Below are 19,734 nucleotides of genomic sequence, written 5' to 3' on the forward strand. Positions count from 1 at the left end.
AATTCGCGCTGAACGAACCGAATTTATATTTCGGCCGATTTTCCGCACAAAATTTTAGGGCGAGGTGGGATTTCAGTCAGGAAGTGCGTCGTAAGTCACCAAGAACACCTGTTCGTCGCCAGCGCTGACCGGCAGCCAGATGATGTCCAGGTTGGGGAAGGCCGTCTCGACGTTGGTCTGCTCGTTGCCGATCTCCACCACCAGCACGCCACCCGGATTGAGCCGCTTCTTCGCGCCGGCGATGATCCGACGCACGATCTCCATGCCATCGTCGCCCCCGGCCAGCGCGATGCGCGGTTCGGCCAGGTACTCCGGCGGCAGGTCGCGCATCGACTGCTCGTTGACGTACGGCGGATTGGTCAGGATGACATCGTAGGTGGCGCCAGACGGCAGCGGCGCGTACAGATCCCCTTCATACAGCGCGATGCGCTCGCCCATCTTGTAGTCGGCCACGTTGCGGCGCGCCACGGCCAGGGCATCGGGGGAGATGTCCACGGCGTCGATCCGGGCGTTCGGCCAGACGTGCGCGGCGATGATCGGCAGGCAGCCCGACCCGGTGCAGAGTTCCAGCGCGGTGGTAATGCCGTCGGTCTCGCCCAGCCACGGCTCCAGGCCTTCCTGGAGCAATTCGCCGATGAAGCTGCGCGGCACGATCACGCGGGAGTCCACGTAGAAGCGCAGGCCGTGCATGAACGCCTCGTGCGTGATGTAGGCGGCCGGCACGCGCTCGGTCACGCGGCGCTCGATCACGTCGAGCACGGCTTGCACCTCTTCGGGCAGCAGGCGCGCGTCCAGGAACGGGTCGAGCGTGTCGAGCGGCAGGTTCAGCGTATGCAGCACCAGGTAGGCCGCTTCATCGTAGGCATTGGCGCTGCCGTGGCCGAAGGACAGCTTGGCGGCGGTGAAGCGCGAGACCGCCAGGCGCAGCAGGTCGCGGACGGTTTGCAGGGGGGAAGAGGCCATGGGAGACACCACAATAAGGATAAGAAAAGGGGCCGCCAGGGCCCCCGTCGTCGCTGCCGGTCAGGCGATCAGCCGTTCCAGCACGCCGCGGTAGACATTCTTTAGCGGCTCGATGAAGCGCACTTCCACATGCTCGTCGATCTTGTGGATGCTCGCGTTAGGCGGGCCGAACTCGATCACCTGCGGGCAGATCTTGGCGATGAAACGCCCATCGGAGGTGCCGCCAGTCGTCGACAGCTCGGTCTTGACGCCCATCTCGGCCGCGATGGCGGCGCTCAACGCGTCGGACAGGTCGCCGCGCGGGGTCAGGAACGGTTCGCCGCCCAGCGTCCAGTCGAGCGTGTACTCAAGGCCGTGCTGGTCGAGGATGGCATGCACGCGGGCCTTCAGGCCGTCCGGCGTGCTGGCCGTCGAGAAGCGGAAATTGAAGTCGATGGTCACGTGGCCCGGAATCACGTTGGTCGCGCCCGTACCGCCATGGATGTTCGACATCTGCCACGTGGTGGGCGGGAAGTACTCGTTGCCCTGGTCCCAGGTCTCACCCACCAGCGTGGTCAGCGCCGGCGCGGCCAGGTGGATCGGGTTGCGGGCCAGGTGCGGATAGGCGATATGCCCCTGCACGCCCTTGACCGTCAGCTTGCCGGACAGCGAGCCGCGCCGGCCGTTCTTGACCATGTCGCCGAGGGTGTCCACCGAAGTCGGCTCGCCGATCACGCAGTAGTCCAGCCGCTCGCCGCGCGCCTTGAGGGCCTCCACCACCTTCACGGTGCCGTCGTGCGCCGGGCCTTCCTCGTCGCTGGTGATCAGGAAGGCGATGGAGCCGGCGTGGGCCGGGTGCTTGGCCACGAATTCCTCCACGGCGACCACGAAGCCGGCGATGGAGGTCTTCATGTCCGCCGCGCCCCGGCCGTAGAGCTTGCCGTCGCGGTGGGTGGGCTGGAACGGGTCCGATTGCCACTGGTCCACCGGGCCGGTGGGCACCACGTCGGTATGGCCGGCGAAGGCCAGCAGCTTGCCCGCCGTGCCCGCCGTGCCGCGCTTCACCGCCCACAGGTTCGTCACGCGGAAGTCGTCGGGGCCGCTGACGAGGTTTTCGCACACGAAGCCGAGGGCCTTCAGGCGGGATTCCAGCACGGCCTGGCAGCCTTCGTCAGCGGGCGTGACGGAGCGGCGGCGGATCAGGTCTTCGGTCAGGGCGAGGGTGGGGTTCATGTTGCGGTGGCGGCAGGAAAATTCAGAAAAGTGCGGCGTAGCCGTCGGCGGAAAAACCCACGCTGACCTGGCCGTTGCGGTCCAGCACGGGCCGCTTGATCAGGGACGGGCTGGTTTGCATCAGCGCGATGGCGCCGGTTTCGGACTCGGCACTCGCCTTGTCCGCGTCGGACAGCGCGCGGTAGGTGGTGCCCTTCTTGTTCAGCAGCGTGGCCAGCGGCACGTGCTTGAGCCAGGCGCGCAGCAGCGTTTCGTCCACGCCTTGCTTCTTGAAGTCGTGGAACGTATACGTCACGCCGTTCGTGTCGAGCCAGGTGCGTGCCTTCTTGACGGTGTCGCAGTTCGGAATGCCGTAGAGCAGGACAGTCATGGTGATTATCGGAACAGCAGGTTGAGAGCGATGACCAGCCCGCCCAGGCCCAGCGCCACACCGGTCATGGCCACGGCGGTCATCAGCCGCAGGCGGCGGTCCAGCCGGGCGGCTTCCTTGCGCAGCGCCTCGATGGTGATGGCGTGCTGCTCGGCCAGCAGCTTCACGGCCTCGGCCTGCTGCATGGCCGCCATTTCCAGTTCGGCGATGCGGGCGGCGGGGTCGCGCGGCTCCAGCGTGCCGCCGATGTCCGGCTCGTCCTTGCGGCGGCCCTTCTTGATCTTCTCGATGGTCTTGTTGGCCTGGTCGAGGATGGTAGGGAGCAGGGAGAGCACGGTGCTGACAGTGGCGGGGTCTAGGGCCATGAGTCGCTTGCGGAGGGAGGGCATGGGCGAATCGGTTCGCCGCCGGCCATCCTCGACGAGGATGGCCGGCGGCGCTGCGGCGGCTTGTGCGGATCAGTCGCCGCGCAGCAGGTCGTTCAGGCTGGTCTTGGCGCGGGTTTGCGCGTCCACCTTCTTCACGATCACGGCGCAGTACAGGCTGTACTTGCCATCCTTGGACGGCAGGTTGCCGGCCACCACGACCGAACCGGCCGGGACGCGGCCATAGTGGATCTCGCCGGTTTCGCGGTCATAGATCTTGGTCGACTGGCCCAGGTACACGCCCATCGAGATCACCGAGTTCTCTTCCACGATCACGCCTTCCACCACTTCCGAGCGCGCGCCGATGAAGCAGTTGTCCTCGATGATCACCGGGTTGGCCTGCAGCGGCTCCAGCACGCCGCCGATGCCCACGCCGCCCGACAGGTGGACGTTCTTGCCGATCTGCGCGCACGAACCCACGGTGGCCCAGGTATCTACCATCGTGCCTTCATCCACATAGGCGCCGATGTTCACGTACGACGGCATCAGCACGGCGTTCTTGGCGATGAACGAACCACGGCGGGCCACGGCGGGCGGCACCACGCGGAAACCGGCGCGGGCGAAATCGTCGCCGGTCCAGTTGGCGAACTTGGTCGGCACCTTGTCGTAGAACTGCGCGAAGCCGCCAGCGGCCATCGGCGCGTTGTCTTCCAGGCGGAACGAGAGCAGCACGGCCTTCTTGATCCACTGGTTGACGACCCATTCCTTGCCTTGCTTTTCGGCCACGCGCAGGGCGCCGGCGTCGAGCTGGGAGATCACGTTGGCCACCGCCTCGCGGATGTCGTTCGGGGCGGACTTGGGCGACAGGCTGGCGCGGTCTTCCCAGGCCTGGTCGATCAGGGCTTGCAGTGCTTGCGTCATGGTCGTTTCTTTAGTGGTGATTGTTCAGGTAATTGTTCAGGCAAAAGCGTTGGTCCGCCGGAGCGGGATCAGTGCCCGCCCAGCGACTTGCAAAATTCGACGATCCGGCGCGCGCCTTCCACGCATTCGTCCGGCGTGGCCACCAGGGCCATTCGCACGCGGTTCTTGCCCGGGTTCACGCGATGGGCGTCGCGCGCGAGGTAGCTGCCGGGCAGCACGGCCACGTTCTGCTCGGCCAGCAGGCGCACGGCGAAGTCGGTATCGGACAGCCCGGTGCGCGAGACATCGGCCCAGAGATAGAAGGCGGCATCGGGAAGTGTCACATCGAGCACTTCGGCCAGCATCGGCGTCACGGCGCTGAACTTCTTCACGTAGGCCGCGCGGTTCTCGCGCACATGGGCCTCGTCGTTCCACGCGGCCACGCTGGCGGCCTGCACGGCAGGGTTCATGGCCGCGCCGTGGTAGGTACGGTATAGCAGGAATTTCTTGAGAATTGCCGGGTCGCCGGCCACGAAGCCCGAGCGCAGGCCCGGCACGTTCGAGCGCTTGGAGAGGCTCGAGAACATCACCAGTCGCTCGAAGCCGCGGCCCAGCTTGTGGGCGGCTTCCAGCGCGCCCAGCGGCGGGTTGGCTTCGTCGAAATAGATCTCGGAATAGCATTCATCCGAGGCGATCACGAAGCCGTGGCGATCGGACAATTCGAACAGTTGCTTCCAGTCCGCCAGCGACATCACGGCCCCGGTGGGATTGCCCGGCGAGCAGACGTACAGCAACTGGACGTCTTGCCAGGTCTCGGCGCCGATCTGGTCGAACGCGGGCGCAAAGTTGCGTGCCGGGTCGCTGTTGGCGAATACCGGCTTGGCGCCAGCCAGCAGCGTGGCGCCTTCGTAGATCTGGTAGAACGGGTTCGGGCATAGCACCAGCGGGTTGGGGCGGCTGGCGTCCACCACGGTCTGGGCGAAGGCGAACAGCGCCTCGCGCGAGCCGGTCACGGGCAGGACTTCCGTGGCGGCGTCCACTTTCGGCAGGCCGTAGCGGCGTTCCAGCCAGCCGGCGATGCCCTGGCGCAGCGCGTCGGTGCCGGCGGTGCTCGGGTAGCTGGCCAGTCCGGCCAGCGACGCGGTCATCGCCTGCTTGATGAATTCGGGGGTCGGATGCTTGGGCTCGCCAATGCCGAAGCTGATGGCTGGCTTGTCGGCGGGTTTGACGTCCGCCACCAGCACGCGCAGTTTCTCGAAGGGATAGGTCTGGAGCAGGTCGAGGCGCGGATTCACGGTGGCAGGCAGGCGGGGCGGTTGAAACCTGGCATTATAAAGGAATGCCGCCGCCGCCCCGCGTGCCGGCTTCGCTTAATAAAGCATCACTCGCGACACCGTGGCCACCAGCGGCCGGCGGATGAACCGCTCCAGCGCCGCGTTCAGGTGCAGCGGACGCAACAGCATCTTCACCGTCATCTCGAGCGGCAGGTTCCGGCGCACCACGGCGCTGCACTGGGAGTTCAGCGCGCGCACGTCGCGCTCCGGTACGTCTTCCTGATTGCGCTCCACCCGCAGTACGTTGCGCAGCGCGATCTCGGCATCCTCGTTCTTGATTTCGAGCAAACGCCGCGCCAGCGCGCCCAGCACCCGGGCGCGCCCAATCCGCTCCTGCCCGTTCAAGGCATTGAAATAGCGGAAGAAATGCTTGTAGTGGCGTACCTCGTCGTTGGCGATGCGGCGCGTCAGGTCGCGCAGCACCGGCTCGTCGCTGGCCTGCTCCAGCGCGCGGTAGTAGGTGGCCGTGCCGGTTTCCACCACGCAGCGCGCGGCCATCTCCAGCGCGTGCGACCGCTCGAAATTGTCGATCGAGCAGGTCTTGCTGTATTCGTCGAAGAACCGCTGGTAGCCGCGCGGCCAGTCGAATTCCGGCCAGACATGCTCCACGTAGCGGCGCAGCGCGAAGCCGTGCTGCAGCTCCTCGGATTCCCAGTGCCGGGCGAGCCACGTGGCGGCCTCGGGCACATGGGCGTAGTAGGTGGCGAGGTTGCCTGCGTAGGTGTCGGAGCCGCTTTCGATAAACGATGCGGCGACGAGCAGGTAGAACAGCGTACGGTTGTCGCGCACCTTTTCCACGTCGATGGACGCGTAGTCGATGTCGGACACGGACCAGGGCAGGTCGTCCCGTTCCGGGGTCGCTTGGCTTACGGTCATGCACAGATCTCCAGGCAAATCGCGACCTGCAGGCGGCGTGTGACGGCCGGATGACGGTCGAGCGGCGGGGAGGGCGCTTCGCGCCGGAGGGGCTCCGGGGTCACGCCAGCATTCCAAGAGACTAGCACTAACCCTAGGAAGTTTCTTTTGGATTTGCCGCGTGGGCGTCGCATCGCGGTGTTGCGGTCACGCAGCAGCCACCTCGAAACCGCTTGCATGAATAGACGCAACTCATGGAAAAGCAAGGATTTTCCGGGCCGGGGATGGGAGGTCCGAAACGCCGCCCATCGGGCGATAAAGCGGCCGGACGAACGGTGCGCGATGGTATGATTACCGCCAATCTATCGGGCCCCAACGGGTCGCATGAGACGTAGACGTCACGTCGCGTCGAGCGCCTCCGGGGCAGCCCGGCTTTTCCAACATTCGTAACGCCCAAACCACACGACAACCGTGCGACTGTCCTCGATCAAGCTGGCGGGCTTCAAGTCCTTCGTCGATCCCACCAATTTTCAAGTGCCCGGCCAACTGGTCGGCATCGTCGGTCCCAACGGCTGCGGCAAATCCAACATCATCGACGCCGTGCGTTGGGTGCTGGGTGAGTCACGCGCGTCCGAACTGCGTGGCGAATCCATGCAGGACGTCATCTTCAACGGTTCCACCGCGCGCAAGCAGGCCGGGCGCGCCAGCGTGGAACTGGTGTTCGACAACGCCGAAGGCCGCGCCGCCGGCCAGTGGAGCCAGTACGCCGAAGTGGCCGTCAAGCGCGTGCTGACCCGCGACGGCACCTCCTCGTACTACATCAACAACCAGCCGGTGCGCCGGCGCGACATCCAGGACATCTTCCTGGGCACCGGCCTCGGGCCGCGCGCCTACGCCATCATCGGGCAGGGCATGATCTCGCGGATCATCGAGGCCAAGCCCGATGACATGCGGATTTTCCTGGAAGAGGCCGCGGGCGTCTCCAAGTACAAGGAACGCCGCCGCGAGACCGAAAACCGCCTGGGCGACACGCGCGAGAACCTGACCCGCGTGGAAGACATCCTGCGCGAACTCGGCGCCAACCTCGACAAGCTGGAAGGCCAGGCCGAGGTGGCCCAGCGCTTCAAGACGCTGCATGCCGACGGCGAGGAAAAGCAGCAACTGCTGTGGCTGCTGCGCAAGCGCGAGGCCCAGGCCGAGCAGGAGCGCCATGCGCGCGCCATCGAGCAGGCCCAGATCGACCTGGAAGCCCAGACCGCCCAGCTACGCCATGTGGAAGCCGAGCTGGAGACGATGCGCGCGGCGCACTACGCCGCGTCGGACGGCATGCACGCCGCACAGGGCGCGCTGTACGAAGCCAATTCCGAGGTCAGCAAGCTCGAAGCCGAGATCCGCTATGTGGTGGAGTCGCGCAACCGCGTGCAGGCGCAGATCGCCGCGCTGACCACCCAGCGCGAGCAATGGCAGGGCAAGGCGGAGCAGGCCACCGAGGAACTGGCCCAGGCCGAGGAAAACCTCGCCCTGTCCGAGGCCCGCACCATCGAGGCGCAGGACGCCGTGGCGCAGAAGTCCGACGAACTGCCGACGCTGGAAGGCCAGTGGCGCGATGCCCAGCAACTGCTGAACGAGCAGCGCGCCGGCATCATGCAGGCCGAGCAGACGCTGAAGCTCGAGGCCGCCCAGCAGCGCAGTGCCGACCAGATGCTCCAGCAGCTGGAGCAGCGCAAGGAACGCCTGTCACTGGAAGACAAGGGGCTCGACCGCCCCGACGAGACCCGTCTGGAAGAACAACGCGGCGAACTGGCCGAGCAGGAAGCGATGCTCGAGGAAGCCCAGGCCTTGCTGATGGACAGCGAGGACCGCGTGCCGCGCCTGGACGGCGAGCGCCGCAGCGCGCAGGAGCGCGTGCAGAGCGAGGCCGCCGCCATCGCCGCGCTGGAAGCCCGCCTGTCCGCGCTGCGCCAGCTGCAGGAAAACGTGCAGACCGAAGGCAAGGTCCAGCCGTGGCTGGAGCGCCATGGTCTGGCCGAGCTGCCGCGCCTGTGGAAGAAGGTTCATATCGAGCCGGGCTGGGAAAACGCGCTCGAATCCGTGCTGCGCGAGAAGTTGGCCGCACTGGAAGTGTCCAACCTGGACTGGGTCAAGGCCTTCCTGTCCGATGCCCCGCCCGCCAAGCTCGCGTTCTACTCGCCGCCGTCCGCCGCGCGGCCCGTGGACGCGCCGGCCGGCCTGCGTCCGCTGATGTCGCTGGTGCAGATCACCGAGCCGGGCATCCGCGCGGTCATGCAGGACTGGCTGGCCGACATCTACACCGCCACCGACATGGCACAGGCGCTGGCCGGGCGCGGCACGCTGCCCGAAGGCGCGCAGTTTGTCGTCGCCGAAGGTCACCTGGTGGGCCGCAACGCGATCCAGATCTACGCTGCCGATTCGGAGCAGGCCGGCATGCTGGCCCGCGAGCAGGAAATCGAAAACCTGCAGAAGCAGGCGCGCGCGCAGATGCTGCTGTCCGACGAGGCCAAGACCCAGGCCGTGCGCGCGGAGTCGGCCTACACCCAGGCCAGTCAGGCGCTGGCCGAGGCCCGCACCCGTGCCGAGCAGGCCACGCGGCGCGTGCACACGTTGCAGATGGACGTGCTCAAGCTGTCGCAGGCGATGGAGCGATTCTCCGCCCGGAGCGGCCAGATCCGCGAGGAACTGTCGGAGATCGAGGCCCAGATCGAGGAACAGCGCGCCGTGCGCGCCGAGTCCGAGGCGACCTTCGAGCAGCACGACACCCAGCTGGCCGAGATGCAGGCGGCCCACGAAGACCACCAGATGGCCTTCGAGGCGATGGACAGCAAACTGACCGGCGCGCGCCAGCAGTTGCGCGATTTCGAACGGGCCGCGCAGGAGGCGGTGTTCGCCGAGCGCAATCTGTCCGGCCGCATCGACGAACTGCGCCGCAATATCCAGATGGCGGCGGACCAGTCCGAGCGGATCGCCGAATCGCTGGAAAACGCACGCGTCGAGCTTGAGACGATCAACGAGCAGACCGCCCACACCGGCCTGCAAGAGGCGCTGGAAGTGCGCGCCGAGAAGGAAGAGAAGCTGTCGGCGGCGCGCATCGAGCTGGATGCGCTGTCCGCACAGCTCCGCCAGTTCGACGAACAGCGCCTGGCCGCCGAGCGCAGCCTGCAGCCGCTGCGCGACCGCATCACCGAGTTGCAGCTCAAGGAGCAGGCTGCGCGCCTGAACCAGGAGCAGTTCACCGAGCAACTGACGACCGCGCAGGTCGACGAGGTGGCGCTGGCCGAGAAGCTGACCGGCGACCTGAAGCCGTCCTACCTGCAAGGCGAGGTCACGCGTATCAACAACGCGATCAACGCGCTGGGCCCGGTCAACATGGCCGCGCTCGATGAACTGTCCGCCGCGCGCGAGCGCAAGACCTTCCTCGATGCCCAGTCGGCCGACCTGAACGACGCCATCAACACGCTCGAGGACGCCATTGCGAAGATCGACCAGGAGACGCGCGCGCTGCTGCAAGGCACGTTCGACCAGGTCAACCATCACTTCGGCGAGCTGTTCCCGCAGCTGTTCGGTGGCGGCCAGGCGCGCCTGATCATGACCGGCGAGGAAATCCTCGATGCCGGCGTGCAGGTGATGGCCCAGCCCCCGGGCAAGAAGAACTCGACGATTCACCTGCTGTCCGGCGGCGAGAAGGCGCTGACCGCGATTGCGCTCGTGTTCGCGATGTTCCAGCTCAACCCGGCGCCGTTCTGCCTGCTGGACGAGGTGGACGCGCCGCTCGACGATGCCAATACCGAGCGCTACGCCAACATGGTGGCGCACATGTCCGACAAGACCCAGTTCGTGTTTATTTCTCACAACAAGATTGCGATGGAGATGGCCCACCAGCTGATCGGCGTGACCATGCAGGAGCAAGGCGTGTCGCGGATCGTGGCGGTGGATATGGATGCAGCAGTGTCTATGGCGGAGGCCGCTTGAGATGGAACTGCAAAACGCTCTGATCATCGCCGGTGTCATCCTGTTGCTGTTGCTGGTGGCGTACAACCGCTGGCAGATCCACAAGGCGCGCCGCGTGCGGCCGCTGATGCCTGAAGACGACCTGCCGCCCATGCGCGAGCCGGTGGTGGGCAAGACCGTGCATCCCGAGACGGCCGCCAAGCTGCAGGAGCTGCCGCCCGAGCACATCGCCCGGCGCGAGCCCACGCTGGGCGAGGCTGGCAAGATGGCCAGGCCTGAGGTGAAGCCAGCCACCCGGCAGGAGTCGAAGCACGACGCCGAGGTAGCCACTGCCACCGCCGCCGCGCATGCAGCCGCAGGTTCGGCCGATGCGGACGAGATCGTCGCCGACGAAGTGGCCGTGGCGGCATCGCCGGCCATGGCGCAGCCTGCCAGCCGGAATGAGCAAGCCGACGAGGACAGCGATCAGGCCCAAACCGCCACCGTGGCGGCGCCCGCGCCGAAGCCCGCCGCCCCGGAGGCCGCCCCCGCTGCGATGGACGGCCAGCCGGCCCAGGCCGTGATCGACCCGCTGATCGACTGCATCGTGCCGATGCACCTTGAGCGCAAGGCGTCTGGCGACCGCATCCTGCCGCTGACGGGCCGGCTGCGCCGCGCCGGGACCAAGCAGGTCCATATCGAGGGCCTGCGTGCCGAAGCCAACGCCTGGGAGCCGGTGACTGCCGGCCACCAGTACGAGGACATCCAGGTCGCCGTGCAGCTGGCCAACCGCAGCGGCCCGCTGAACGCGCTGGAGTTCTCCGAATTCGTCAATGCCGTGGAGGCGCTGGCCGAGGCGCTCGATGCATCGGCAGACCTCCCCGACATGACCGAGACCGTCGCCAACGCCCGCGAGTTGGACGGTTTTGCCGCCGGCGCCGACGTGCAGCTTGGCGTGAACGTGATTTCCGATGGTGCGCCGTGGTCGGCCGCCTATGTGCAGACCGTGGCCACGCAGGACGGGCTGGTGCTGTCCCGCGACGGCACGCGCTTCATCCGCTATGAACCGGGCGCCGATGGCGTGCAGAAGCCGCTGTTCACGCTCCAGTTCGGCGACACGAACTTCCTGCGCGATGACCTGACCGTCAACGCCGGCCGCCAGATCACGCTGCTGCTGGACGTGCCGCAGGCCGCGCAGGCCGTCAAGCCGTTCAAGACCGTGTGCGAGTACGGCTACAGCCTCGCCCAGCGCATGGGCGCCCAGCTCGTGGACGACAACATGCGGCCGCTGACCGAGGCTTCGTTCGTGGCGATCTTCGCCCAGCTCGAAAAGCTCTACGAGAAGCTTGAGGCGCGCGGCATGCCCGCCGGCTCATCGGCGGCCCAGCGCCTGTTCAGCCTGTAAGGAAGCCTGCCATGACCGCCAAGACTCAGGGCGCGCAGGCTCCGGCCTCCGCGCCCCCCGACGCGTTGCCGGCCGATGCTGCCGCCACCGCGCGCGTGCAATGGCTGCGCGATGAACTCGATCGCCACGCCTACCAGTATTACGTGCTCGATGATCCGTCGATTCCGGACGCCGAGTACGATGCGCTGTTCAGCGAACTCCAGGCGCTGGAGACCGAGCATCCCGACTTGCTGACCGACGATTCGCCCACGCAGCGCGTGGGCGGCGCGCCGCTGTCCGCGTTCGACTCCGTGCGGCATCGCGTGCCGATGCTGTCGCTGAACAACGGCTTCGCCGACGAGGACGTCTTCAATTTCGACCGCCGCTGCGCCCAGGGGCTGGGCCGGACCGCCGCCGCGCCCGCGCCGGCTGACGACCTGTTCAGCGCCGCCGAGGCGACCGATCAGGCCGTGGAATACGCCTGCGAACTGAAGTTCGACGGTCTGGCCATGTCGCTGCGCTATGAGGACGGCAAGCTCGTGCAGGCCGCCACGCGCGGCGACGGCGAGACCGGCGAGGATGTGACCGTCAACGTGCGAACCATCAAGGCGATTCCGCTTAAGCTGCGCGGCAAGGCGCCGGCCGTGCTGGAAGTGCGCGGCGAGGTCTTCATGTACCGCGCCGAGTTCGACAAACTCAACGCACGCCAGGCCGAGGCCGGGGAGAAGACCTTCGTCAATCCGCGCAACGCGGCCGCCGGCAGCCTGCGGCAGCTCGATCCGCGCATCACGGCCAAGCGCCCGCTGTCTTTCTTCGCCTACGGTATCGGCGAGTTGCAGGGCGCGGACCGGCCCGCCACTCACAGCGTAATGCTCGACGGCTTTGCCGGGCTGGGCCTGCCGGTCTGCACCGAGCGCCAGGTGGTGAAGGGCGCGCAGGGCCTGCTGGCCTTCTATCGCGATATTGGCGCGCGCCGCGACCAGCTGCCGTACGACATCGACGGCGTGGTCTACAAGGTCAACGCGATTGCCGAGCAGGAGCAGCTTGGCTTCGTCTCGCGCGCGCCGCGCTTTGCGCTGGCGCACAAGTTCCCGGCGCAGGAGATGACGACGACCGTCGAGGACATCGAGGTGCAGGTGGGCCGCACGGGCGCCATCACGCCCGTGGCGCGGCTCGCGCCGGTGTTCGTGGGCGGCGTGACCGTGACCAACGCCACGCTCCACAACGAGGACGAGATCCGTCGCAAGGATGTGCATATCGGCGATACGGTGATCGTGCGCCGAGCCGGCGACGTGATTCCCGAGGTGGTGGCCGTGGTGCTGGAACGGCGCCCGGCTGACGCGCGCGCGTTCGTCATGCCGACCACCTGCCCGGTGTGCGGCTCGCACGTGGAGCGGCTGGAGGACGAGGCCATCGCCCGTTGCACCGGCGGCCTGATCTGCGCCGCGCAGCGCAAGCAGGCGCTGCTGCACTTCGCCCAGCGCCGTGCGATGGACATCGAGGGCCTGGGCGACAAGGTGGTGGAGCAACTGGTCGACCTGGGCATCGTCCGCACCCCGGCGGACCTCTTCAAGCTCGGCGTAGCCAAGCTGGCCGCGCTGGACCGGATGGCCGACAAGTCGGCGACGAACCTCGTGGCCGCCATCGACAAGTCGCGCAGCACCACGCTGAACCGCTTTATCTTCGCGCTGGGCATCCGCCACGTGGGCGAGGCCACGGCCAAGGATCTCGCCAAGCACTTTGGCAAGCTGGACAACCTGCTGGCGGCCGACGAGGCTGCGCTGCTCGACGTCAACGACGTCGGGCCGGTGGTGGCGCAGTCGATCGCCAACTTCCTGGGCGAGCCGCACAACGTGGAGGTGGTCGAGCAGCTGCGCGCCGCCGGCGTACACTGGCCGGAGAGCGAGCCTGCGGCCCGCGCGCCGCTGCCGCTGGCCGGCAAGACCTTCGTGCTGACCGGCACGCTGCCGACGCTTTCGCGCGAGGACGCCAAGGCGCGGCTGGAAGCGGCCGGCGCCAAGGTGGCCGGCTCGGTGTCGAAGAAGACCGACTACGTGGTGGCTGGCGCCGAGGCGGGCAGCAAGCTCGAAAAGGCGCAGGCGCTCGGCGTGGCGGTGATCGACGAGGATGGCATGTTGGCGCTACTGGCCGACGCCACGGGCGCACAACCGGAGGAAGCGCAATGATCCGTGACATTTTGAAGATGGGAGATCCGCGCCTGACGCAGGTGGCGCGGCCCGTGACTGCGTTCAACACGCCCGAGCTGCGCGTGCTGATCGACGATATGTTCGACACGATGGCGCACGCCAACGGCGCCGGCCTGGCCGCGCCGCAGATTGGCGTGGACCTGCAGGTGGTGATCTTCGGCTTCGACAGCAACCCGCGCTATCCGGACGCCCCGATGGTGCCGAAGACGGTGCTGATCAATCCGGTGCTGGAACCGCTCTCCGACGAGATGGAAGAGGGCTGGGAAGGGTGCCTGTCGGTGCCAGGGCTGCGTGGCGTGGTGCCGCGCCATGCCCGACTGAAGTATTCGGGATTCGACCCGATGGGGAACCCGATCGAGCGCGTGGCCGATGGCTTCCATGCGCGCGTGGTGCAGCATGAGTGCGACCACCTGATCGGCGTGCTGTACCCGATGCGGGTGAAGGACTTCACGCGCTTCGGCTTCACCGAGGTGCTGTTCCCGGAGCTKCCGGCGAACTACGACGATTGAGGCGGCTGGCCTCCCCCACCGCTTGCCGGCGAGGGAGGCGCAACCTGACGTCAGAACTTCTCGAACGCCCCCAGGAAGCGCCACTGGCCCGGCGGCAGGTCGCCCAGCACGATGCGGCCCATGCGCACGCGCTTCAGGCCCACCACGCGCAGGCCAACCTGCTCGCACATGCGGCGAATCTGGCGCTTGCGGCCTTCGCGCAACACGAAGCGCAGCTGCTCCTCGTTCTGCCAGCTCACCTTGGCGGGCTTCAGCGGCACGCCGTCGAGCGACAGGCCGTGGCGCAGCCGCTCGATCTCCTCGGCCGGGAACACGGTGCTGATGTCTCGCTCGACCGGACCTTCCGGCGATTCCCAGACCACGCGGACCAGATATTCCTTCTCCACATTCGAGTCGTCGCCGATCAGCGCGCGTGCCACGCGGCCGTCCTGCGTCAGCACGAGCAGGCCGGTGGAGTCGATATCGAGACGGCCAGCCGGGGCCAGGTTCTTGCGCTGCCACGGCTGGAAACGCTTGCGGGTGGGGTCTTCGGCCCACTGGTTCTCGGGCGCGAACAGCACGGCGGCCGGCTCGTAGCCGTCTTCGGCCTGACCTGAGACATAGCCGACAGGCTTGTTGATCAGCACGGTCACGCGCTCGCCCTGTTCGGAGCGGGCGGCCTGCAGGATCTCGATCTCGGCGTCGGGGCGGACGCGCGAACCCAGTTCGGTCACGGCCTTGCCGTCCACGTGCACCCAGCCACGCGGAATCCACTCGTCGGCCTCGCGGCGCGAGCAGAGGCCCAGCTCCGACATCCGCTTGGACAGGCGGATGAGACCGTCGTCGTTGGCCTCCGCCTGCTGCCGGACCGGCTCGCGCGCCTCGGCGCGGGGCGCCGGACGCTCGGGTCGCACCGGACGCGCACGATCGGCGGTGTCGCTGAAGCGACGGGTCGGCGCGGCAGGACGGCGCGCGTCATCGCCATCGGCACGACGCTGCGGCGGACGGCGCTCGTCATCGCCATAACGGCGCGGCGGGCGGGCTTCGTCCTCACCGAAACGGCGCGGACGCGGCGCGCCGCGGTCGTCATTGCCGAAGCTGCGCTGGGGCGGACGGCGGTCGTCGCCGCTGAAACCACGCTGCGGGGGACGGCGGTCGTCGCCGCTGAAGCCGCGTTGCGGGGGGCGGCGGTCATCGCCGCTGGAACCACCCTGCGGCGGGCGGCGCTCGTCATCGCCATACCGGCGCGGCGGGCGGGCTTCATCGTCACCGAAACGGCGCGGACGCGGCGCGCCGCGATCATCGTTGCCGAAGCTGCGCTGGGGCGGGCGGCGGTCGTCGCCGCCGAAGCCACGTTGCGGGGGACGGCGATCTTCGCCGCCGAAGCCACGTTGCGGAGGGCGGCGCTCGTCATCACCATAACGGCGCGGCGGGCGGGCCTCGTCATCGCCGAAACGGCGGGGACGCGGCGCACCGCGATCATCGTTCCCGAAGCTGCGCTGGGGCGGACGGCGATCATCGCCGCCGAAGCCACGTTGCGGCGGGCGGCGTTCGTCATCGCCATAGCGGCGCGGCGGACGGGCTTCGTCGTCACCAAAACGACGGGGGCGGGGCGGACGGTCGTCGCCACCGGCGCCACGCTGGGGCGGACGGCGGTCATCGCCGCTGAAACCACGCTGCGGCGGGCGGCGCTCGTCGTCGCCATAGCGGCGCGGCGGCCGATCCCCCTCGGGGCGCGGACGGGCAGGGCGCGCCGGGCGCTCTCCACGATCCGCCCGATCAGGCCGGGCGGCGCCCTCGGCGGGAGCGGCCTTGCGCTTGTTGCGCTCGCCCGCGCGTTCCCGCGCCTCCTTGATGCCCGTCACCACGTCCTGCACGCGCTTGCGGTTCAGGTCGGAGACGCGCACCGGGCGCGTGGGCTTGCGCGGCGCGTCCGAGGTGGACGTGGCGGTCTTGATGCCCAGCGTCTTGCGGCCGGGCGTTTTGCTGTCTGTCATATCGTTGCGTTTGCCCGGCCCGCGTTGCCATCAGATGGCTAGCGCGTCGAGCAAATCCTGTTCAAGCTGAATCTGCAATCGGTTGTCGGCGGCAAGACGGCTGCCATCGACCAGGAACACGTCTTCGACGCGCTCCCCCAGGGTGTTGATGCGCGCCGAATGCACGGACACGCGATGTTGGGCCAGTACGCGGGCGATCGCGTAGAGCAGGCCGGTTCGGTCGTTGGCGGACAGGGACAGCAGGTAGAACTGCCCGCGCTCGTCGGCCCGCAGGTCCACGCGGGGCTTGATCGGGAAGCTGCGCGACTGGCGCGACAGCCGGCCCTGCGCCGGATCGGGCAGCGGGCACTCCAGCCGCAGCCGTTCCGCCAGTTCGTGTTCGACCAAAGCGAGGATGTCGCGATAGTCGCCCGCCAGGCCAGGGTCGGTCACCTGGAAGGTGTCCAGCGCGTAGCCGTGGCGTGTGGTGTGGATCTTGGCGTCCTGAATCGAGAACGCCTTCCGTTCGAAATAGCCGCAGATGCGCGCGAAGAGGTCAGGCTGGTCCTTGACGTAGACGGCAATCTGCAGGCCCTCGCCAGCCGGCGAGATGCGTGCCTTGACCACCGCCGCGTCGCTATCCACCTTGTTGAACAGATGGCGCGTGAGCCAGGCGATGTCGCGGGCATCGTGGCGCAGGAAGAACGAGACGTCGAGCTTGTCCCAGAGCGGCCTGCCCAGTTCGGGGTCGAACGCCTTGAGCCGCAACTGGGCGATGGTGTCGTCCCGGCGCTGGGCCCAGAGCGAGTGCGGGTCGAGCTGCGCGCCGCCGAGCACGCGCAGCGTGATGCGGTACAGGTCTTCGAGCAGCTTGCCCTTCCAGGCATTCCACACCTTGGGGCTGGTGCCGCGGATATCGGCCACGGTCAGCAGGTAGAGCGCGGTCAGGTAGCGTTCATTGCCCACCACGCCGGCGAAGGCCTTGACCACGTCCGGATCGGTCAGGTCCTGCTTCTGCGCCACGTGGCTCATGGTCAGGTGATGCTCGACGAGCCAGGCGATCAGGTCGGTGTCCTCGCGCGAAATGCCGTGCTGCTTGCAGAAGCGGCGCGCATCGACGGTGCCGAGCTTGGAGTGGTCCCCGCCCCGGCCCTTGGCGATGTCGTGGAACAGCGCGGCCACCCAGAGCACCCACGGGCGGTCGAAGCTGGCCATCAACTGGCTGCAGAACGGGAACTCGTGCGTGTGCTCGACGATGGCGAAGCGGCGGATATTGCGCACCACCATCAGGATGTGCTGGTCCACGGTGTAGACGTGGAACAGGTCGTGCTGCATCTGGCCGACGATGCGCCGGAAATTGATCAGGTAGCGGCCCAGCACGCTGGTCTGGTTCATCAGCCGCAGCGCGTGGGTGATACCTTGCGGCTCCTGCATGATGGCCAGGAACAGGCGGCGGTTCTCGGGATCGTTGCGCCAGCTCGCATCCATGACCGTGCGCGCGTTGTAGAGCCCGCGCAGCGTACGGGGGGAGATGCCTTTCACGCCCGGCGTGCGCTCGTAGAGCAGGAAGGTCTCCAGGATTGCGTGCGGATCGCGCTCGTACAGGTCGTCGCTGGTGATTTCCAGCATGCCCTGGCGTTCCACGAAGCGGTCGTTGATCACGCGTGTGACCTTCGATTCACTCGGAAACAGCATCGCCTCGATATTGAGCAGCAGTACGCTGTTGAGCTGCGTCACCGCCTTGGCGGCCCAGTAGAAGCGGCGCATCAACTGTTCGCTGGCGCGCTTGTGCGTGGTCTGCCGATAGCCGAAGGACTCGGCCAGCGCGGTTTGCAGGTCGAACACCAGCACGTCCTGGCGGCGGCCGGCCAGCAGGTGCAGCCGTGCGCGAATCGTGCGCAACAGGCGCTCGTTGCGGGTGAGTTCCTGCGCCTCGCGCTCGGTCAGCAGGCCGCGCTCGAACAATTCCTTCCAGCTGTCGCCGAGGCCCGCCGCCTGCGTCATCCACAGGATGACCTGCAGGTCGCGCAGGCCGCCCGGGCTTTCCTTGCAGTTGGGCTCCAGCGCGTAGGGCGTGTCCTGGTACTTGGCGTGGCGCTGGCGCATTTCCAGCAGCTTGGCCTGGAAGAAGTCGGCGGCGTCGAGGCCCGCCAGATAGCGCCGGTGCATGTCGGCGAACAGTGCTTTGTTGCCGATCAGCAGGCGCGCTTCGAGCAGCGAGGTGCGGATGGTGATGTCGCCCGCCGCCTCGCGCAGGCAGTCGTCGACGGTACGCACCGACGAGCCGATCTCGAGTCCCAGGTCCCAGCACAGGCCGATGAAGCGCTCCAGCTTGCCCGCCATCTCCGCGTCCGGCTCGGCCGGCAGCAGGAGCAGCACGTCCACGTCGGAATGCGGGAACAGCTCGCCACGGCCATAGCCACCCACCGCCACCAGCGCGGCGCTGGCGGGCAACTCCAGGCCGGTCCAGGCATCGATCAGCGCGGCATCCACGGCACGGCGTAGCCGCGTGACCAGCGGATTGACCTGATTGTGCGCGTCGAATTCGGCGAAGAGCGCTTGCTTGTCGGCGCGCAGCTTGTCGCGGATGCGCTGGCAAAGCAGGAGTTCCGGCGTGGTGTCCATGGTGGGGGCGGTGTGGGTCGCGGGCACGGCTGGAAGTAGAAAGGGCGCCGCGGTCGGCGCCCTGGCGGTCAACGCGGCGTCAGGCCGCGACGGGTTCGGTAATGAAGGCCGGCGGCACCGGCGAGCCGGCCGACAGCGTCAGCACCTCGAAGCCGGTGTCCGTCACCAGCACGGTGTGCTCCCATTGCGCGGACAGGCTGCGGTCACGCGTCTTCACGGTCCACTGGTCGGGCATGGTGCGGATGTCGCGCTTGCCGGCGTTGATCATCGGCTCGACGGTGAATATCATGCCGGACTTGATCTCGGTGCCCGTGTTGGGGCGGCCATAGTGCAGCACCTGCGGGTCCGAGTGGAACACCTTGCCGATGCCGTGGCCGCAGTACTCGCGCACCACGCTGTAGCCGGAAGCTTCGGCGTGCACCTGGATGGCATGGCCGATATCGCCCAGGCGTGCGCCATTGCGCACTTGCTGGATACCCTTCCACATGCACTCGTAGGTAACCTGCGCCAGGCGCTTGGCCAGGATCGAACCCTCGCCCACGATGAACATGCGGCTGGTGTCGCCGTAATAGCCTTCCTTCGTGATTACGGTGATATCGAGATTCACCGCGTCGCCGCTCTTGAGCACGCGGTCGCCCGGAATGCCGTGGCAGATCACGTCGTTGACCGAGGTGCAGATCGCGCCGGGGAAGGGCGGGTAGCCCGGCGGCGCGTAGTTCAGCGGCGCCGGCACGGTGCCTTGCACGTCACGCATATAGGCGTGGCAGAGCTTGTCGAGTTCGCCCGTGGTCACTCCGGGGACGATATGGGGCGTGATGTAGTCGAGGACCTCGGAGGCAAGGCGGCAAGCCACGCGCATTTGGGCGATGTCTTCGGCGGTATTCAGGTGGATGCTCATGCTGCTTCGCCAGAAATAAGTGACGGCGGGGCCGCGGGCCGCGCCGGTAATCGATTCGCAAAGTGGGATTATCGCACCATCGCGCCCCGAAAGCAGGGATTTGGCGGCGCCCGGGCCAAGAATTGGCGGGCTGGCGGGTGCGCGAGGCGCCAGACAGGGCTTGAGCCCGACGCCATTTTGTTGCTACAATCGCGGGCTGACTTGCTGCTGGC

Annotated in this window: 14 protein-coding genes; 4 read left to right on the plus strand and 10 right to left on the minus strand. The window is 67.5% G+C overall.

The window, feature by feature from the left end; translation table 11 throughout:
* Nucleotides 1–72 precede the first annotated feature (72 nt).
* The 7 genes from prmB to AC1DP9_RS17415 form a co-directional block, all read right to left on the minus strand.
* Nucleotides 73–963, minus strand: a complete 891-nt coding sequence (gene prmB, locus AC1DP9_RS17385; protein ID WP_477108028.1) for a 50S ribosomal protein L3 N(5)-glutamine methyltransferase — start codon at nt 961–963, stop codon at nt 73–75.
* 60 nt (nt 964–1,023) lie between these two features.
* Nucleotides 1,024–2,175 carry a succinyl-diaminopimelate desuccinylase gene (gene dapE, locus AC1DP9_RS17390; protein WP_477108029.1) on the minus strand — a complete coding sequence of 384 codons (1,152 nt, stop codon included), beginning with the start codon at nt 2,173–2,175 and terminating at the stop codon, nt 1,024–1,026.
* Between the two features lie 22 nt (nt 2,176–2,197).
* A complete protein-coding gene (locus AC1DP9_RS17395) occupies nt 2,198–2,545 on the minus strand; it encodes an arsenate reductase (protein WP_477108030.1) in 348 nt (115 codons plus the stop codon).
* A 5-nt stretch (nt 2,546–2,550) separates the two neighbouring features.
* The gene (locus AC1DP9_RS17400) at nt 2,551–2,910 is read right to left on the minus strand and encodes a hypothetical protein (protein WP_255370906.1); all 360 of its coding nucleotides are present in this window, start codon (nt 2,908–2,910) and stop codon (nt 2,551–2,553) included.
* 93 nt (nt 2,911–3,003) lie between these two features.
* Nucleotides 3,004–3,831, minus strand: coding sequence for a 2,3,4,5-tetrahydropyridine-2,6-dicarboxylate N-succinyltransferase (gene dapD / locus AC1DP9_RS17405; RefSeq protein WP_092297582.1), 828 nt, complete (start codon nt 3,829–3,831; stop codon nt 3,004–3,006).
* Between the two features lie 68 nt (nt 3,832–3,899).
* Nucleotides 3,900–5,105 carry a succinyldiaminopimelate transaminase gene (gene dapC, locus AC1DP9_RS17410; protein ID WP_477108031.1) on the minus strand — a complete coding sequence of 402 codons (1,206 nt, stop codon included), beginning with the start codon at nt 5,103–5,105 and terminating at the stop codon, nt 3,900–3,902.
* Nucleotides 5,106–5,180: 75 nt separating this feature from the next.
* Entirely contained in the window at nt 5,181–6,020 is an 840-nt protein-coding gene (locus tag AC1DP9_RS17415; RefSeq protein ID WP_092297588.1) for a ferritin-like domain-containing protein, read from the minus strand.
* Nucleotides 6,021–6,470: 450 nt separating this feature from the next.
* Between AC1DP9_RS17415 and smc the strand changes: the two genes are divergently transcribed.
* Genes smc through def form a run of 4 tightly spaced genes read left to right on the plus strand, consistent with a single transcriptional unit; the run spans nt 6,471 to nt 14,044 of the window.
* The gene (gene smc, locus AC1DP9_RS17420; protein WP_477108032.1) at nt 6,471–9,986 is read left to right on the plus strand and encodes a chromosome segregation protein SMC; all 3,516 of its coding nucleotides are present in this window, start codon (nt 6,471–6,473) and stop codon (nt 9,984–9,986) included.
* 1 nt (nt 9,987) lies between these two features.
* A complete protein-coding gene (locus AC1DP9_RS17425; protein ID WP_092297595.1) occupies nt 9,988–11,349 on the plus strand; it encodes a cell division protein ZipA C-terminal FtsZ-binding domain-containing protein in 1,362 nt (453 codons plus the stop codon).
* Between the two features lie 11 nt (nt 11,350–11,360).
* Complete coding sequence (gene ligA, locus AC1DP9_RS17430) at nt 11,361–13,514, plus strand: NAD-dependent DNA ligase LigA (protein ID WP_477108033.1); 2,154 nt, start codon at nt 11,361–11,363, stop codon at nt 13,512–13,514.
* Complete coding sequence (gene def / locus AC1DP9_RS17435) at nt 13,511–14,044, plus strand: peptide deformylase (protein ID WP_477108034.1); 534 nt, start codon at nt 13,511–13,513, stop codon at nt 14,042–14,044. The genes ligA and def overlap by 4 nt, the downstream gene beginning before the upstream one ends.
* 50 nt (nt 14,045–14,094) lie before the next feature.
* Here the strand turns inward: def and AC1DP9_RS17440 are convergent, their stop codons facing one another.
* The 3 genes from AC1DP9_RS17440 to map form a co-directional block, all read right to left on the minus strand.
* A complete protein-coding gene (locus AC1DP9_RS17440) occupies nt 14,095–16,020 on the minus strand; it encodes a pseudouridine synthase (RefSeq protein ID WP_477108035.1) in 1,926 nt (641 codons plus the stop codon).
* 30 nt (nt 16,021–16,050) lie between these two features.
* Nucleotides 16,051–18,624 (minus strand): [protein-PII] uridylyltransferase, encoded by a 2,574-nt coding sequence (locus tag AC1DP9_RS17445; protein WP_477108108.1) that lies wholly within the window; start codon nt 18,622–18,624, stop codon nt 16,051–16,053.
* 79 nt (nt 18,625–18,703) lie between these two features.
* Nucleotides 18,704–19,522, minus strand: coding sequence for a type I methionyl aminopeptidase (gene map / locus AC1DP9_RS17450; RefSeq protein ID WP_092297607.1), 819 nt, complete (start codon nt 19,520–19,522; stop codon nt 18,704–18,706).
* Nucleotides 19,523–19,734: the final 212 nt, after the last annotated feature.

Source organism: Cupriavidus sp. 01L43 (assembly GCF_056399925.1).

Coding starts and splice junctions, on each gene's coding strand:
- prmB (WP_477108028.1), bottom strand. CDS start 963: ATGGCCTCTTCCCCCCTGCAAACCGTCCGCGACCTGCTGCGCCTGGCG.
- dapE (WP_477108029.1), bottom strand. CDS start 2,175: ATGAACCCCACCCTCGCCCTGACCGAAGACCTGATCCGCCGCCGCTCC.
- AC1DP9_RS17395 (WP_477108030.1), bottom strand. CDS start 2,545: ATGACTGTCCTGCTCTACGGCATTCCGAACTGCGACACCGTCAAGAAG.
- AC1DP9_RS17400 (WP_255370906.1), bottom strand. CDS start 2,910: ATGGCCCTAGACCCCGCCACTGTCAGCACCGTGCTCTCCCTGCTCCCT.
- dapD (WP_092297582.1), bottom strand. CDS start 3,831: ATGACGCAAGCACTGCAAGCCCTGATCGACCAGGCCTGGGAAGACCGC.
- AC1DP9_RS17415 (WP_092297588.1), bottom strand. CDS start 6,020: ATGACCGTAAGCCAAGCGACCCCGGAACGGGACGACCTGCCCTGGTCC.
- AC1DP9_RS17425 (WP_092297595.1), top strand. CDS start 9,988: ATGGAACTGCAAAACGCTCTGATCATCGCCGGTGTCATCCTGTTGCTG.
- ligA (WP_477108033.1), top strand. CDS start 11,361: ATGACCGCCAAGACTCAGGGCGCGCAGGCTCCGGCCTCCGCGCCCCCC.
- AC1DP9_RS17440 (WP_477108035.1), bottom strand. CDS start 16,020: ATGACAGACAGCAAAACGCCCGGCCGCAAGACGCTGGGCATCAAGACC.
- AC1DP9_RS17445 (WP_477108108.1), bottom strand. CDS start 18,624: ATGGACACCACGCCGGAACTCCTGCTTTGCCAGCGCATCCGCGACAAG.
- map (WP_092297607.1), bottom strand. CDS start 19,522: ATGAGCATCCACCTGAATACCGCCGAAGACATCGCCCAAATGCGCGTG.